This window comes from Bacteroides rodentium JCM 16496, from assembly GCF_000614125.1.
Lineage (GTDB): Bacteria > Bacteroidota > Bacteroidia > Bacteroidales > Bacteroidaceae > Bacteroides > Bacteroides rodentium.
This window is the reverse complement of sequence record NZ_BAKJ01000004.1, coordinates 49,373-64,804: the sequence shown is the minus strand read 5'-3', so window position 1 is coordinate 64,804 and position 15,432 is coordinate 49,373. Positions and strand designations below refer to the sequence as shown.

The window sequence follows — 15,432 nt, the reverse complement described above, 5'->3', positions numbered from 1 at the left end:
CAAAGGTAAAGTTTTCATTCTTATGGATTCTTTTCTAATTTTCCTTTTTTTTGTTCTATGAGGCTGAACCGAGATTCGGCCTCTGTCTAAATTTTAGACGGGAGTGTCTAAATTTAGACACCTTTGTCTTCTTCTGAAATGCGATATGCGCTGATAATCAGGCTTGTGTGTTCTTTGGCACGCTTTCTGCAATATGAAAAGCAAGAAAATATATCTAATAAACGATAAACGGAATGAAACAAATCTATTATGTAATTCAGACTTTGCTGCGCGGGCGCGGTTCGAATATCATCAAGGTCATTTCTTTGGGATTGGGATTGACGATGAGTATTCTGCTTTTCTCCCGTGTGGCATATGAACAGAGTTTTGATACTTGCTTCAAGGATTATGACAACCTTTATCAAGTGTGGTCGGTGTTCACCACCAATGGTGAGCGGCACAAGCCGCAGGAACAGAATAGCGGTCCCGTGGCAGGAGCCATCCTTGAGAACTTCCCCAAGGAGGTGGAGGCTGCTTGCAGCGTAGGCTGGTGGCCGGCATCGAAGCCGCTCTACAACGGTAATGTGCGTTTCAACGACTCGAAGGTGGTGGCCGATTCGCTCTTCTTCCGCACCATGGGCATCGGGGTGCTGAGCGGTGACCCGGAGCGCGACCTCGTGCAGCCCGACGTCATCTTCTTGAGCGAACGTTTTGCAAAGAAGATTTTCGGCGACGAAAATCCCATCGGAAAGCAACTCAGCTACGACCACCAACTGGCCTTGACCGTGAAGGGGACGTATGCCACCATCCCCGAGAATGCCACGATGCATCCCGAGGGAGTGATTTCTATGCCCACGGCATGGAGCCGCGGCTGGGGAAACTATTCGTGGAGCGGTGGAGACAGCTGGACGGAGTACATCCGCTTCCGTCCGGGAGCCGACTGTTCGGTAGTGAACAAGCGCATCGACGCGATGATTGAAAAGTATCGCCCGGCAGAGGACAAGAAGACATTCGGCTACACCGCCTTTGTACAGCCCATCCGCGATACTTACCGCGACAACGAGGACGTGCGCCGCATGACGGGCATCATGAGCATCCTCGGCTTTGCCATCCTCTTCATTGCCACGCTGAACTATGTGCTTATCTCCATCTCCTCGCTGGCACATCGCGCCAAGGCGGTGGGTGTACATAAGTGCAGCGGTGCAGGTGGGGGCACCGTGTTCGGGATGTTCCTGCTGGAGACGGGAATCATCATCTTTTGCTCCTTGCTGCTGATGGCGGTGTTGCTGCTCAATTTCCGCGATTTTGTGGAAGACACCACTGCGGCGAAGCTTTCCATGCTATTTGCGCCGGAACGCATCTGGGTGCCGGTATCGGTAGTGGCAGTGCTGTTCGTGGTGGGCGGCATGCTGCCGGGGCGGCTCTTTGCAAGCATTCCCGTGTCGCAGGTGTTCCACCGCTACACTGAGAGCAAAAAGGGGTGGAAGCGGCCGTTGCTCTCCATCCAGTTTGCGGGTGTGGCGTTCATCTGCGGATTGATGTGCGTGGTGATGATGCAATATCGCTATGTGCTGGACAAGGATATGGGCTATAATCCCAAGAACTTGGCGGTGGGCGAGCTTTACATGGACGACGAGGCTTCGCGCGATGCGGCCTACCGTTTCTTCAAGGGTTTGCCATACGTGGAGGAGGTGAGCAGTGCCAACGCTACGCCTATCTACGGTTACAGCGGGAACTTTGTCTATGACGATGCCGGCAATTCGCTCTTTTCCACCCGCTTCTCCTATTATATGCTTGAAAATTATCCGGTGCTGATGGGCATGACCTTCAAGGCAGGACGCATGGCGCACGAGAAGCATGAAGCCATCGTGAACGAGACCTTTGCCGAAAGGATGCACTGGGGCGACGACGTGATAGGGCGCAGCGTCAATATGGGCGAGGGCGAAATATACAAGGTGGCAGGCCTGCTGAAGGATTTCCAGATGGAAACTTTCACTAACGGGAAGAGGCCTTTCATGGCTGTACCCAACAAGGCTTTCTATGGCACGGTACACATCCGGCTGAAAGAGCCTTTTGCCGACAATCTCCGGAAGCTGAACCACGAGGCAAAAGAGGCGTTCCCCGACAAGACGGTGGACTTTGAGGGCTATGAACAGGTGATTGTGGAACAGTACAACAGTGTCCGCGTGTTTCGTAACGCCACGTTGCTTGCAGCCGTCACCATGTTCTTCGTCATGCTGATGGGGCTGATAGGCTATACCGCCGACGAAGTACGCCGCCGCAGCAAGGAGATTGCCATCCGCAAGGTGAACGGCGCAGAAGCGGGCATGATACTGGAACTGCTGTCGCGCGATGTGTTCTATGTGGCAGCCCCGGCGGTGCTTGTCGGCATTGTTGCCTCGTGGTATGTCAACGGCATCTGGATGAACCAGTTCGCAGAAAAGGTTTCGTCCGGCTGGGCGGTGTATGTGCTGCTTGCTCTGGCAAACCTGGCGGTTATCATCGGCTGCGTGCTGTGGAAGTCGTGGCGCATTGCCAACGAGAACCCGGTGAAGAGCATCAAGAGCGAATAACGAAGTTCACCACGGAGGACACAGAGGCGCACAGAGTTTTTAATATATCTTCTGTGTAAATCCGTGTAGCACGAAAAGACTCTGTGCGCCTCTGTGTTCTTTGTGGTGACTCCACTCATACAGAATCAATAATTAAAAAATAAGAATATCATGATTGAAATTAACAACATCAGCAAAGTATTCCGTACTTCGGAAGTAGAGACAGTAGCATTGAATCACGTAAACCTCGATGTAAAGGAGGGAGAGTTTGTAGCCATTATGGGTCCGTCCGGTTGCGGCAAGTCCACCTTGCTGAATATCCTGGGGCTGCTGGACAATCCTACGGAGGGCAGTTACAAGCTGCTTGGCCAGGAAGTGGCGGACCTGAAAGAAAAGGAACGTACACGTGTACGTAAGGGGAAACTGGGATTCGTGTTCCAGAGCTTCAACTTGATAGACGAACTGAACGTCTACGAGAATGTGGAACTTCCCCTTACGTATCTTGGCGTAAAGGCGGGTGAACGCAAGCGTATGGTAGAGGATATACTGAAACGGATGAACATCAGCCACCGTGCCAAGCACTTCCCGCAACAGCTTTCCGGCGGTCAGCAGCAACGTGTGGCCATTGCCCGTGCGGTAGTAACCAATCCCAAGCTGATACTCGCCGATGAGCCTACCGGTAACTTGGACTCCAAGAACGGAGCCGAGGTGATGAGCCTGCTGACGGAACTGAATAAAGAGGTACTACGATTATTATGGTGACCCACAGCCAGCACGATGCCTCGTTTGCACACCGCACCGTACATCTCTTCGACGGTAGTGTGGTGGCAAGTGTGGCAGCGCAGGACTTGTAACGGAATTTTAAAACAACTTCCATGAGACAACTATATTACACTCTCCAGACATTGATACGAGGAAAAGGCTCCAACTTCATCAAGATTGTTTCCCTGGGACTGGGGTTGGCAGTCAGTATCCTCATTTTTTCCCGTCAGGCATTCGAGCTCAATTATGATACCTGCTACAAGGACCATGAACGTTTGTGTCTTGTCAAGACAGTATGGTATTACAACAACGAGTATCATACTTCGCACATAACTCTTGGACCGGTGGCTGGTACCATTGCCGAAAACCTGCCTGACGAGGTGGAGAGTGTTACCGTCACCCAGCAATGGTGGAGCAATTCGGCTTGGTTTGCCAATGAACGCCGTTTCCAGACCAATGCCATGACGGCCGATTCCTGTTTCTTTGCCACTATGGGCATTGATGTTGTCAGTGGAGACCCTCGCGAGCTGAATAATCCGGAGGTGGTCTTCATCAGCAGGGAGCTGGCCGGCAGCATGTTTGCCGATAAAAATCCCATCGGGCAGACGGTGGTCTATAACAAGCAGATGCCAATGACCGTGAAGGGCATTTTTGAGGATTTTCCCGAAAACTCCAGTTTCTATGGAAGTGGTGTCGTGATGTCTTTGGCCACCTCCTTCAAGCATCATTGGGGATACTGGGGATGGGGAGGTGGAGATGGCTATATGTCCTTTGTCCGTCTGCGCCCGGGAGTGCAACTGGACGATGTGAACACCCGAATAGAGAAACTTGCCGAGCAGGTGCGCAAGAGCGATGATGTGTTTATCAGTCTGGTTCCGATAAAGGACTACCGTATGGAATTTGGTATCAGTACCATGCGTATGGTATGGATTCTGTTGACGCTGGGAACCGCCATACTTTTTATTGTGGCGATGAATTATGTGCTTATTTCCATCTCAGCCATGAACCGTCGTGCCAAAGCCATAGGCGTACATAAATGTAGTGGGGCAAATACGGGAACTATTTTCGGTATGTTCTTATGGGAGACCGGAGTCATCATGCTTTCTTCCTTGCTGCTTGTAGCGCTGCTTCTATTTAATTTCCGTGAGCCGTTGGAAGACATGCTCGACGTTAGTCTTGCCGGTCTTTTCTCTTGGGAAAACATTTGGGCACCGCTTTCAGTGATAGTCATTTTGTTTATGATAGGCGGCATGTTGCCTGGGCAGCTTTTTGCCCGCATTCCGGTGACGCAGGTTTTCCGCCGGTACACCGAAGGCAAGAAAGGCTGGAAACGTCCGCTCTTGTTTGTGCAGTTTGCCGGTACCTCCTTTATTTTCGGCTTGTTGGGGCTGGTGCTTATGCAGAGCCATTACATCACCCATAAAGAACGTGGATTCGATTACCACCGGGTGGCTTATGCTTCGGGCGTATCCTTTGACTCGGATGAGGAAAGCGATGTCAATCGTAGTGTGATGCTTTCTTTGCCTTATGTGGAAGATGGAGCTTGTAGCGGTAATCTTCTTACAGACGGATTGAGCGGAGAAGGGGTTACGACTGATAACGGGCAGTGGATGAGCATGCGCTGGGTGGAATTTGGCAAGGACTATGCCCTGTTTATGAAGTTGGAACTTGCGGAAGGCAAGAATATGGATGCCCCTGGGCAGATATTGGTCAATGAAACATTTTTGAAAATGATGCATTGGGAAGATAAACCGATAGGCAGGCAAGTGCGCAACGGCGATCGCATAGCGGGCAATATTGTAGGTGTACTGAAAGACTTTGCCACATCCAATGCCGCTTATGTGGCGGTGCAACCTATGTATGCAACTTATCTTGACCGATTTTCCGGAAACATCCAATTGCGTCTGAAAGAGCCTTTTGACGATAACCTCAAGCGTTTGAACGAAGACATGGAAAAGCTGTTTCCCACCCGTGACATTGTATTTTCCTCGTTCCAAAAGGTCATTGACGACCAGAACAGTACCGTCACGGATTTCCGTAATGCAGCTTTACTGGCTGCCATAACCATCCTTTTTGTTACGTTAATGGGGTTGATTGGCTACATCAATGACGAGATACAACGCCGCAGCAAGGAAATTGCCATCCGTAAAGTGAATGGTGCGGAAGCGTCATCCATTCTCCGGCTTTTCTCGAAGGATATATTCTGGATATCCTTGCCGGCCGTTTTTCTTGGAGGGCTGGGAGCCTGGTATATAGGCGGTGTCTGGATAGAGCAGTTTGTGGAGGGAGTGGATTTTGGTATCTGCGGATTCTTGCTTATTGCATGCATTGTACTATTGCTCATCATCGGTTGTGTAGTATTCAAGGCATGGCGGATTGCCAATGAGAATCCGGTAGACAGTATTAAGAGTGAATAAACTGTAATCATATTTGATTATGGACGACAAGAGTAAATTGAAATGATATTATGAGACAACTATATTATACGATACAAACATTGCTGCGCGGTCGCGGGGGAAATTTCGTCAAACTCTTCTCTCTGACCTTGGGCTTGTTGGTGGGAATTCTTCTTTTTTCTCAGATTGCTTATGAACTTAGTTACGAGAGCTTCTACAAAGAGCCGGAACGGGTGGCGTTGCTGCGTCTGCAAAGCGTGAAGGACGGTGTTCCGTCCGAGGAATATGACAATGGTACTTTTCGTCCGGCTGCTACCGACATTTGGGAGACATTTCCGGATTTGGTGGAATGTGCCAGCCGGTCTGTTGATTTTTGGCAGCCAAGACTGTATGTAAACAATAAGCATCTGGACGATGTGCAAGTTTTGTTTGTCGATACACTTTACTTGCAGACAGTAGGCCTGCAAGTACTGAAAGGAGACCCGCATGACTTGATAAACGGCAACAATGCCTTTCTTTCACAAAGCAAGGCTCATGAATTATTTGGCGATGAGGACCCTATAGGGAAAGAAATTTCGGTGGAGAAAGAGTTTAATGTGACAGTGCGGGGTGTTTACCAGGATGTACCGGGGAATACTATATTGCCGCATAATGTATTACTTTCATTGGAGGCCTTTGAGTGGCGTTACGGTAGAGGAACGTGGAAACAGAACAATATTTATTATATTCTTTTCCGTTTGAAGCATGCGGAGGACGTGTCCACTATGAATCAAGGAATACAGAAAGCTGTGGAGCAGTTTATGGACACTCGTCTGGGAGATACGGAATATCTGGAATTCAGTGTAATGGCATTGCCCAATGTCTATCTCAGTTATCCGGATAATATACGTAGGCTATTGATTCTGGGGGTATTGGGTTTCTCCATTTTCTTTGTTTCCATCATGAATTATGTGCTGGCTGCCATTGCCTCCATGAATCGCCGTGCCAAATCTGTAGGAGTACATAAATGCAGTGGTGCAAGTAGCGGGCATATATTGGGCTTGTTCATGTGGGAAACGGGATTGATTGTTTTGATTTCTGTGGGCTGTTGTGTATTGTTGATGCAACTGTTCAGTGACATTATTCAGGATATGGTTGGTTCCCGTCTGGCCGATGTATTCACTATGGAGAACATGTATGTGCCGGTATCGACGGTGTTGCTGCTTTTTCTGGTGGCAGGTGTCCTTCCGGGATATATGTATGCCCGCATCCCCGTGACACAGGTTTTCCGCCGTTATACGGAAAACAAGCGTTCGTGGAAGCGGGGGCTGCTGTTTGTGCAGTTTGCGGGTATTGCCTTTATACTGGGCATGCTGTTTACTACCGTTTTGCAGTACCGCGATTTGATGAAGCGTAGTGTGGGTTTCCGTACGTCCGGACTTGTCATGGCGGATTTGTCGGGAGATATGAAATCGGGCAGGAATGTAGCCGATGCCATTCGTAGGGAGCCTTATGTGGAAGCTGTGGCATTCACAACATTCGGTATGCTGCAAACGTACAATACCGCTATGTTGAGGGATGTACAAGGCAACTCCATTGACTTGTTGCATTATCAGTTCATCGGAAAATATTTCGGAGGTAATGGGCATGGAATTGGTAGAGGGTTCGTGGCCGCAGCATGAAGGTGAAGCGGTGGTAGGCAGGAAGATGGTGGAAACGATGAAATGGGGCAATGAGCCCATAGGGAAGAAAATACCTATCGACCTCTCTTGGATGAAAATGGACGGACCGATTACGGTGGTAGGAGTGGTAGATGATATTCGCAATATGGGTTTCTTTGAGGAACTGACAAATACGGCTTTCATCTATAATGAAAAAGGGGTGCGTGTGTTTAACGTCCGTATAAAGGAACCGGTGGAGGAGAATGTAAAGCGGTTGAACGAAATGGTGAGCGAGGCATTCCCTACTTGTTCGTTGGAGTTCAAGACCTATGAACGGATACGTGAAGTGAAGAATGAAAGTGTATTGCGGTTCCGGAACATAGTGTGTGCTACGAGTATTTGCATTTTGTTTATCGTCCTGATGGGTTTGATAGGCTACGTCAGTGACGAGACACAGCGCCGTTCCAAAGAGATTGCCGTCCGTAAGGTGAATGGAGGAGAGGCTTTTGATATTCTCCGTTTACTGTCGGTAGGCATTCTAAAGGTAGCTGCCGGTGCTGTGATTATTGGAATTGTCTTTGCTTGGTATATTTCGGGTATCTGGATGGAGCAGTTTCCGGACAGCTCCTTACTTTCCGTTGGATGGTTTGTGCTGTTGGGCATTTGTTTGCTGGCACTCATTGTATTGGTGGTGGTAGTCAAAGCATGGCATATAGCTAATGAGAATCCGGTAAAGAGCATTAAGAGTGAATAAAAAATAACTTCAGGAAATTATGAGGAGGCACATTTATTATACATTGCAAAGCTTGTTGCACAAGCAAGGCTCCAATGCCATTAAGATTGTATCTTTGGCATTAGGACTGCTGATGTCTGTATTTCTATTTGCACGGATTGCATTCGAGTTGAGTTTTGATAACTTTTATCATGAATCGGATAACCTTTATATTGTGAAGACGGGTTGGCTGAAAAATGGAGTGTTGGAAGGGGGAGAAAGTCGCTTTACCATCATTCCGATTCCGGCTGCCATTGCCGAAGAGTTTCCTGAACAAGTGGAAAGTAGCACAGTGAGCTGTTCGCTTTTTGACAATAGTTTCCAGTTGGGTGAGCGTCAATTAGATATGTCCACGGTGATGGCAGATACACTTTATTTTTCTGTACTCGGTTTGGAGATGATAGAAGGCAATCCACAGGATTTGGCGGGTCCGGATGTCGTATTCCTTTCCGCCAAGTCAGCAAAGGAGGCCTTCGGTGACGAAAATCCGATAGGGAAAACACTGCGTTATGATTTTTGGGGATATCAGACTACACTGCTCGTGAAGGGTATCTTTGCCGATATTCCGTTGAACACTTCTTTGGAGAGACGTCCCGAGGCAATCATTTCTTTTCCTACTATTGGGCGGCATCTGAAGTGGGACCTGGGTTGGCAGAGCGGTGGAAACTACGACGGTTATCTCAGGCTGCGTAGTCCGCAGGATGCTGATTGGCTGAATGAGCGTATGTCCATAGCTATTGCCCGTCATATTCCACCGGAAAGTGGTTTGGAATTGAGCGTACGTATTGTCCCTATCCATAATCTGCATGTCGAGACTCCTCAAGTACGGAAGATGATTTGGATTATGTTCTTCCTGGGTATCGTACTGCTTTTTACGACCGCATTGAACTATGTACTCGTTTCCGTGGCTTCGCTGACACAGCGTGCCAAGGCCATCGGTGTACACAAATGCAGCGGTGCTTCGGGAAGTAGCATCTTTTCCATGTTCATGGTAGAGACTGCTATAGTAGTAGGGCTTGCCTTGCTGCTCATCGGGCTGCTGGTGTATATTTTCCACGAAAAAATGGAAGAATTGGCAGCTGTACCTCTCAGTGTTCTTTTTGACTGGCAGAATCTTTGGGCACCATTGTCGGTGATACTGTTACTGTTTATTTTAGGTGGTTGCCTGCCTGCCATGCTTTTCGCTCGTATTCCGGTGACACAAGTGTTCCGCCGCTATACTTCCGGACGTCGCGGCTGGAAACGGATACTGCTTTTTGTTCAGTTCATCGGAGCGGCATTCATTCTGGGGATGATGCTGATGGTCGTTTCACAGTACAGTTATGTAACGACGCGTGACCGTGGTTGGCGTCCCGAACGTGTGGCATATATCACCCAGCGGGAAGTGGATGGCAATAGCCTGCGCAGTATTGTCGGCAGTTTGCCTTATGTGGAAGGGGTTGCTTCGGCAGAACGTCCTATATTGTGGTTCGGTTCTAACCAGCCAATTCTTGACAATCAGGGTAACGAGCTTTTCTATCCTCGCAATACCTGGTTCGACAGTGATTTTCTTCCTTTCATTGGTCTGAGACTGAAAGAGGGGCATAACTTGACGGGAGAAGGTCAGTTGCTTGTCAACAGTGTCTTTTGTGAGAAGATGAATTGGACAGACAGCCCCGTAGGCAAGCGGGTGAATGATTATGGCACTGTTGTCGGGCTGTTTGACAGTTTCAGTTTTGCCGATATGCCCAACGATAATTTGCCGGTGATGGTGGAATGGACGGGGAAGACAGCTGCCACCCTGCATGTTCGCCTCAAAGAGCCATTGGATGAAAATCTCGCCCGCCTCAATGAAGAGATGCATCGGATTTATCCTCAGAAAAGCCTCGTATTCCGTTCGGTGGAGCAAGAAATGCGCAGTTATGCCGAGTCTGTACGGGTATTTCGTGATGTCACCCTGCTGGTTTCGTTGACCATACTCTTTATCATTCTGATGGGGCTGATAGGCTATGTGAATGATGAAATCCGCCTGCGTTCAAAAGAGATTGCCATCCGTAAAGTGAATGGCGCGGAGACGGAAAGTATTTTGCTGTTATTGTCAAGAGATGTGCTTTGGCTGGCCATTCCGTCTGTCGCCATAGGTATTTGGGGAGCATGCCGGGCCGGAAAGCTTTGGGCGAGCCAGTTCTCTGATGTTGTGCCATTCCCTATAGGCGGATATATTCTTGTAGGTTGTCTGTTGCTGTTGTTTATCGTTGCTACCGTGGTATTGAAGGCATGGTGCATTGCCAATGAAAATCCGGTAAAGAGCATCAAGAGCGAATAAAGTTGCCGCAACTACATCATGTGTTTGGGGTAGACAGACCATCTGTTTGGGGCGAATAGATGATGTGTTTGGGCTGAATGAATGATATATTTTCGAACAATTTGTTTGTTATAACATAAAGTGCTATATTTGCATCAGAACAAATGAAAGGTTATAACGTAATGAGAGCAAATATTATTAATATAGGAAATAGTAAGGGGGTTATCCTTCCCAGCTCTGTGCTGAAGGAGTTGAACTTATCCTTGAAGTCGTCCGTGCAAATCTCTGCCGAAAACGGTTCGATAGTCATAAAGCCTGCTCCCCGTCAAGGTTGGGAGGAAGCGGCTAAAGAGATGCACGTTTCGGGTGATGATGAACTATTGGTACCGGATATTTTTGAAGATGAAAACTTGGAGGAATGGACATGGGACGAGAAGATGAAATAGAACGTTTCAGTGTGTATTGGGTTAATCTGGACCCTACCAAAGGAAGCGAGATAAAGAAGACTCGCCCTTGTATTGTGGTGAGTCCGGACGAGCTGAATAGGCATCTTAATACCGTGATAATAGTACCGCTGACTTCTACAATCCGCAATTATCCCTTCAGAGTGCGTTGCCTTGTAGCTGACAAGGAGGGAGAGGCAGCCATAGACCAGTTGAAGACGGTAGATAAATCTCGTATAGGGAAATATGTTTCTTCTTTAAGAAAGTCTGAAATAAAGCAGATGAAGGAAGTTTTACGCCAGATGTTTGAGTGAGCTCTTTACATATATCCACAGTGCCACCGCTGCCGTCACAAAAGCAAAGAAGTCCGATACCGGCATACATATCCAGATGCCGTCCAGCCCAAAGTAATGCGGGAATATCAGTAGTCCCGGCAACAGATACAGTAATTGGCGTGTCAGCGACAAGAAGATGCTGATTTTCGCCTTCCCGATGCTTTGGAAGAAATTGCCGATGACAATCTGTGCGCCTACCAACGGGAATATGGCTACGGCAATGCGTACGCCTCTGGAAGCAATGTCTATCAACTCTTCATCACTGGTAAAGATGGCGGATATGGCATGGGGGAACAATTCGCAGATAAGGAAGCCGGTACTGGTGATACATACTCCGGCAATGATGGTCAGGCGCAGGGTGGCCTTCACACGGTCGTGCTTTTGCGCACCGAAGTTATAGCTACAATCGGTTGCATTCCCATCGTCAGCCCCAATACAGTCATTACATAGAGTACCAGCAGTCGGTTGATAATGCCATATGCCCCGATGGCCATATCGCCTCCGTACTGTTGGAGGCTGTTGTTTACGATAATCACAATGACACATGCCGTGACGTTCATCAGGAACGGTGACATGCCGATGGATAATATACTGCTGATGATGCGTTTCTTCATCTTCCAGAACCCCCGTTGCAGACGTACCACACTTGTCTTTTGCAGGAAATGGCTCACTACCCACACCATGCCGATGAACTGCGAGATGACCGTCGCCGTTGCAGCTCCCCGTATTCCCCAGTCGAACTGGAAGATGAAAATGGGAGCGAGGATTATGTTGCAGACTACCGTTACCATAGACGTGAGCATCGCTTTCTTGGGATATCCCGTGGCACGCATGATATTGTTCAAGCCAATCATGGTATAAGTGACGGGGGTACCCAGTAATATCACCTGCATAAAGTCGCGGGCATATGGCAACGTCTCATTGCTGGCACCGAAGAAGCGCAGAATATCATCCAGGAATATAAATGAGATGCCACCGAATATGAATGCATTGACCAGGCAGAACATCAGTGTGTTTCCCAGGACTTCGGTAGCCCCGTCCAGGTCTTTCTGTCCCAGCCGGATGGACGAAATGGTGGAGCCGCCTGCCGATACCATTGTACAGAAAGCCACGACCAGATTCATCAGAGGGAAGGTGATGGCAAGCCCGGCAATGCCCATGGGACCTACGCCATGGCCGATGAAAATGCTGTCGATGATGTTGTACAACGAGGTAATCGTCATGCCTATAATAGCCGGAATGGAATACTGCACAAGCAGTTTGCCAATGCGCTCGGTTCCTAATATATGCGGGTTGTTCATTTGATATGAGTCAATTAAGGAGTACAAAGGTAAGAAATATTTGTTTGATTCGCAGATTATTCTCACCTTTGTGCACTATAATGTTTTGGTATTAACAGATTTAGGTAAAAGAAAGTTTATGGACACAACAAAAGCAACCGCCGTACTTTTTGATTTCGACGGCGTGGTGGTAGACACGGAAACACAGTACAGTCACTTCTGGCATGAAATGGGAAAGCAGTATTTGGGTATGGATGACATTGAAGGCAGGGTGAAGGGCCAGACGCTGGTCTATATTTATGACACCTTCTTTCCGGGCATGGTGGAGGAGCAGGCCGAAATTACCGAACGGCTGAACCGCTTTGAACAGGAAATGTCATTCGACTTTATTCCCGGAGTGCTTGACTTCATTGCCGACCTGCACCGGAATGGGGTGAAAACTGCCGTAGTGACCAGCTCCAACGAAGCGAAGATGGCAGCTGTCTATCGGGTTCATCCCGAAATAAAGACTCTTTTCGACCGTATCCTTACGGCCGAGATGTTTACGGCTTCCAAGCCTGCACCGGATTGTTTTCTGTTGGGTATGGAGGTTTTCGGCACAACTCCCGACACAACATATGTATTCGAGGATTCCTTCAACGGGCTGAAAGCCGGCATGGCTTCAGGAGCTACCGTCATAGGGTTGGCAACCACCAATGCGCGTGAAGACATAGCTCCGTTGTGTCATTATGTATTGGATGACTTTCAGGGATTCACTTACGATAAATTAACTCAATTGCACAAGTAATCAGAAAAAGGATTACCTTTGCGCCGAAAATTAAATTGAGTAATTGTAAATTGTCAAATTGTAAATACTATCATGGGTTATATTTCAGACGACACTCGTAAAGTGACTACACATCGCCTTGTTGAAATGAAGCAAAGAGGCGAAAAGATATCAATGCTGACATCTTATGACTACACTATGGCGCAGATTGTAGACGGTGCCGGTGTAGACGTGATTCTGGTGGGAGATTCCGCTTCCAATGTAATGGCAGGCAATGTCACCACGCTTCCCATCACGCTCGACCAGATGATTTATCATGGCAAATCCGTGGTTCGCGGTGTGAAGCGTGCCATGGTCATCGTCGACATGCCTTTCGGCTCTTATCAGGGCAACGAACTGGAGGGATTGGCTTCCGCTATCCGTATTATGAAAGAAAGCCATGCCGACGCCCTCAAACTGGAGGGAGGCGAGGAAATCATCGGTACGGTGAAACGTATCCTCAGCGCCGGTATTCCTATCATGGGACATCTCGGACTGATGCCCCAATCCATCAATAAGTATGGAACATATACTGTCCGTGCCAAGGATGATGCCGAAGCCGAGAAACTGGTACGCGATGCGCATTTGCTGGAAGAAGCCGGATGCTTCGGACTGGTATTGGAGAAGATTCCTGCCGCATTGGCTGCCCGCGTGGCAAGCGAGCTGACTATACCCGTTATAGGCATCGGTGCCGGTGGCGATGTGGACGGCCAGGTGCTGGTGGTTCAGGATATGCTGGGTATGAACAACGGTTTCCGTCCCCGTTTCCTGCGTCGCTATGCCGACCTGCATACAGTGATGACGGATGCCATCAGCCGTTATGTATCCGATGTGAAGAACTTAGATTTCCCGAATGAGAAAGAACAGTACTAACAAACTCATGACACTCAATTTCTGGCGGATATGTACGGCAAATCTGTTGCTGTTCATATCCGTCTATATGCTTTTCCCTTTGCTTCCTTTTGTGATGGGAGAGCAGTTGGGTGTTTCCGCCGGGCAGGCGGGCAGCATGTTTCTGGTCTTTGCGGTGGCCATGTTTGCTGTCGGTCCTTTCCATGCCTATCTGGTCGATGAATATAAAAGGAAGCATGTGCTCCTTTACTCCACACTCATTATGCTGGCGGCTGTTCTGGGATATGCCTTTGTGGATGGTTATACGAAATTTCTGCTGCTTGCCGCTGTGCAGGGAGCATGTTTCGGGCTGGCAACCACAGCGGGTATTACGGTGGCTATCGACATAACGACATCCGCGCGCCGCAGCGCAGGAAACATGGTATATGCATGGGCTGCACGCTTGGGCATGCTGGTGGGTGTTGTGTTGGGCATTGGAATGTATAAGATGTATGGTTTCCGTATGGTGACCTATCTGTCCGTAGCAGCCGGACTGGCCAGCATATTTTTCGCATCGAGGGTATATGTGGCTTTCCGTGCTCCGATAGGCGTGTCGCTGTGCAATATGGACCGTTTCTTATTGCCGCGTGCATGGGTGCCTGCCATCAATATGCTGCTGATTGCTTTTGTACCGGGAGCGTTGCTGCCACTGATGTTTGTGGGCGATTACTGGTCATTGGCGGCATTGGCTGTATTGGTGTTCATTACAGTCCCGTTCATGAAGATGTTTGTCAAGTTGTCACACCACTGCCAGCGTGGAACGGCAAACACCACTTGCCATTTGTTTATGGAAGCAGGGCTGCTGGTGGGCATGGCTGTGGCTTGCCACCTGATGGACCAAGCGCAGATATACCATGTGGCATCTGTTGCTGCTATGCTTGCCGTATTTTTCTTTGTGCTGCTGACCTATCCTTATTATAAGAAGAAGCGGGTGAGGTAAGGGATAAATACAATCAATCCTATAATGGCCGCCGTTGCAGCACATACCAGTACTGCTCCGGCGGCTATGTCTTTTACTTGCCCTGCCACGGGATGCTGTTGGGGAGACACCAGGTCGACCAGCTTCTCAATGGCGGTATTGAACAGCTCGGCTGCTATCACCACTCCGATGCAGAGAATGACAATCATCCAATCGCTCCGGGCAATGTCCAATAAGAATCCGGCAATTACGGTGAGTACCGTAGCAATCAGATGGAAGATCAGGTTCTGTTCTTTTCCTACGCAGCACCGGATACCTTTCCAGGCATAGCCGAAACTGCGCAACTGCTTTTTAAAGTCGTACTGCATGCTTTT

Annotated in this window: 11 protein-coding genes and 2 pseudogenes; 11 read left to right on the top strand and 2 right to left on the bottom strand. The window is 48.7% G+C overall.

What is annotated here, in order from left to right:
* Positions 1-233: 233 nt before the first annotated feature.
* From JCM16496_RS02660 to JCM16496_RS02630, 8 genes and pseudogenes are all read left to right on the top strand, one after another.
* Positions 234-2,552 carry an ABC transporter permease gene (locus JCM16496_RS02660; protein ID WP_025832149.1) on the top strand — a complete coding sequence of 773 codons (2,319 nt, stop codon included), beginning with the start codon at positions 234-236 and terminating at the stop codon, positions 2,550-2,552.
* A 150-nt stretch (positions 2,553-2,702) separates the two neighbouring features.
* A pseudogene (locus JCM16496_RS02655) lies at positions 2,703-3,385 on the top strand (ABC transporter ATP-binding protein).
* Positions 3,386-3,406: 21 nt separating this feature from the next.
* The gene (locus JCM16496_RS02650) at positions 3,407-5,710 is read left to right on the top strand and encodes an ABC transporter permease (RefSeq protein WP_025832147.1); all 2,304 of its coding nucleotides are present in this window, start codon (positions 3,407-3,409) and stop codon (positions 5,708-5,710) included.
* A 50-nt stretch (positions 5,711-5,760) separates the two neighbouring features.
* Complete coding sequence (locus tag JCM16496_RS02645; RefSeq protein WP_244440199.1) at positions 5,761-7,350, top strand: ABC transporter permease; 1,590 nt, start codon at positions 5,761-5,763, stop codon at positions 7,348-7,350.
* The gene (locus JCM16496_RS23320; RefSeq protein ID WP_244440198.1) at positions 7,316-8,083 is read left to right on the top strand and encodes an ABC transporter permease; all 768 of its coding nucleotides are present in this window, start codon (positions 7,316-7,318) and stop codon (positions 8,081-8,083) included. Before JCM16496_RS02645 ends, JCM16496_RS23320 begins: the two co-directional genes overlap by 35 nt.
* 19 nt (positions 8,084-8,102) lie before the next feature.
* Entirely contained in the window at positions 8,103-10,406 is a 2,304-nt protein-coding gene (locus JCM16496_RS02640) for an ABC transporter permease (RefSeq protein WP_025832145.1), read from the top strand.
* A gap of 161 nt (positions 10,407-10,567) precedes the next feature.
* A complete protein-coding gene (locus tag JCM16496_RS02635) occupies positions 10,568-10,831 on the top strand; it encodes an AbrB/MazE/SpoVT family DNA-binding domain-containing protein (protein ID WP_025832144.1) in 264 nt (87 codons plus the stop codon).
* Positions 10,804-11,142, top strand: coding sequence for a type II toxin-antitoxin system PemK/MazF family toxin (locus JCM16496_RS02630; RefSeq protein WP_244440197.1), 339 nt, complete (start codon positions 10,804-10,806; stop codon positions 11,140-11,142). The genes JCM16496_RS02635 and JCM16496_RS02630 overlap by 28 nt, the downstream gene beginning before the upstream one ends.
* Here JCM16496_RS02630 and JCM16496_RS02625 read toward each other — a convergent pair.
* Positions 11,122-12,464, bottom strand: a pseudogene (locus tag JCM16496_RS02625) (MATE family efflux transporter). The gene JCM16496_RS02630 and the pseudogene JCM16496_RS02625 overlap by 21 nt on opposite strands.
* A 118-nt stretch (positions 12,465-12,582) precedes the next feature.
* Between JCM16496_RS02625 and JCM16496_RS02620 the strand changes: the two are divergent.
* The 3 genes from JCM16496_RS02620 (at position 12,583) to JCM16496_RS02610 (ending at position 15,079) form a co-directional block, all read left to right on the top strand.
* Complete coding sequence (locus JCM16496_RS02620; RefSeq protein WP_025832140.1) at positions 12,583-13,230, top strand: HAD family hydrolase; 648 nt, start codon at positions 12,583-12,585, stop codon at positions 13,228-13,230.
* Positions 13,231-13,299: 69 nt separating this feature from the next.
* The gene (gene panB, locus JCM16496_RS02615) at positions 13,300-14,121 is read left to right on the top strand and encodes a 3-methyl-2-oxobutanoate hydroxymethyltransferase (RefSeq protein ID WP_025832138.1); all 822 of its coding nucleotides are present in this window, start codon (positions 13,300-13,302) and stop codon (positions 14,119-14,121) included.
* Positions 14,102-15,079: an MFS transporter gene (locus JCM16496_RS02610; RefSeq protein WP_025832136.1), complete on the top strand. Its 978-nt coding sequence runs from the start codon at positions 14,102-14,104 to the stop codon at positions 15,077-15,079. Before panB ends, JCM16496_RS02610 begins: the two co-directional genes overlap by 20 nt.
* Here the strand turns inward: JCM16496_RS02610 and JCM16496_RS02605 are convergent.
* A complete protein-coding gene (locus JCM16496_RS02605) occupies positions 15,055-15,426 on the bottom strand; it encodes a diacylglycerol kinase family protein (protein ID WP_025832133.1) in 372 nt (123 codons plus the stop codon). The genes JCM16496_RS02610 and JCM16496_RS02605 overlap by 25 nt on opposite strands.
* Between the last annotated feature and the right edge of the window lie 6 nt (positions 15,427-15,432).

Coding starts and splice junctions, on each gene's coding strand:
- JCM16496_RS02660 (WP_025832149.1), top strand. CDS start 234: ATGAAACAAATCTATTATGTAATTCAGACTTTGCTGCGCGGGCGCGGT.
- JCM16496_RS02650 (WP_025832147.1), top strand. CDS start 3,407: ATGAGACAACTATATTACACTCTCCAGACATTGATACGAGGAAAAGGC.
- JCM16496_RS02645 (WP_244440199.1), top strand. CDS start 5,761: ATGAGACAACTATATTATACGATACAAACATTGCTGCGCGGTCGCGGG.
- JCM16496_RS23320 (WP_244440198.1), top strand. CDS start 7,316: ATGGAATTGGTAGAGGGTTCGTGGCCGCAGCATGAAGGTGAAGCGGTG.
- JCM16496_RS02640 (WP_025832145.1), top strand. CDS start 8,103: ATGAGGAGGCACATTTATTATACATTGCAAAGCTTGTTGCACAAGCAA.
- JCM16496_RS02635 (WP_025832144.1), top strand. CDS start 10,568: ATGAGAGCAAATATTATTAATATAGGAAATAGTAAGGGGGTTATCCTT.
- JCM16496_RS02630 (WP_244440197.1), top strand. CDS start 10,804: ATGGACATGGGACGAGAAGATGAAATAGAACGTTTCAGTGTGTATTGG.
- JCM16496_RS02620 (WP_025832140.1), top strand. CDS start 12,583: ATGGACACAACAAAAGCAACCGCCGTACTTTTTGATTTCGACGGCGTG.
- JCM16496_RS02610 (WP_025832136.1), top strand. CDS start 14,102: ATGAGAAAGAACAGTACTAACAAACTCATGACACTCAATTTCTGGCGG.
- JCM16496_RS02605 (WP_025832133.1), bottom strand. CDS start 15,426: ATGCAGTACGACTTTAAAAAGCAGTTGCGCAGTTTCGGCTATGCCTGG.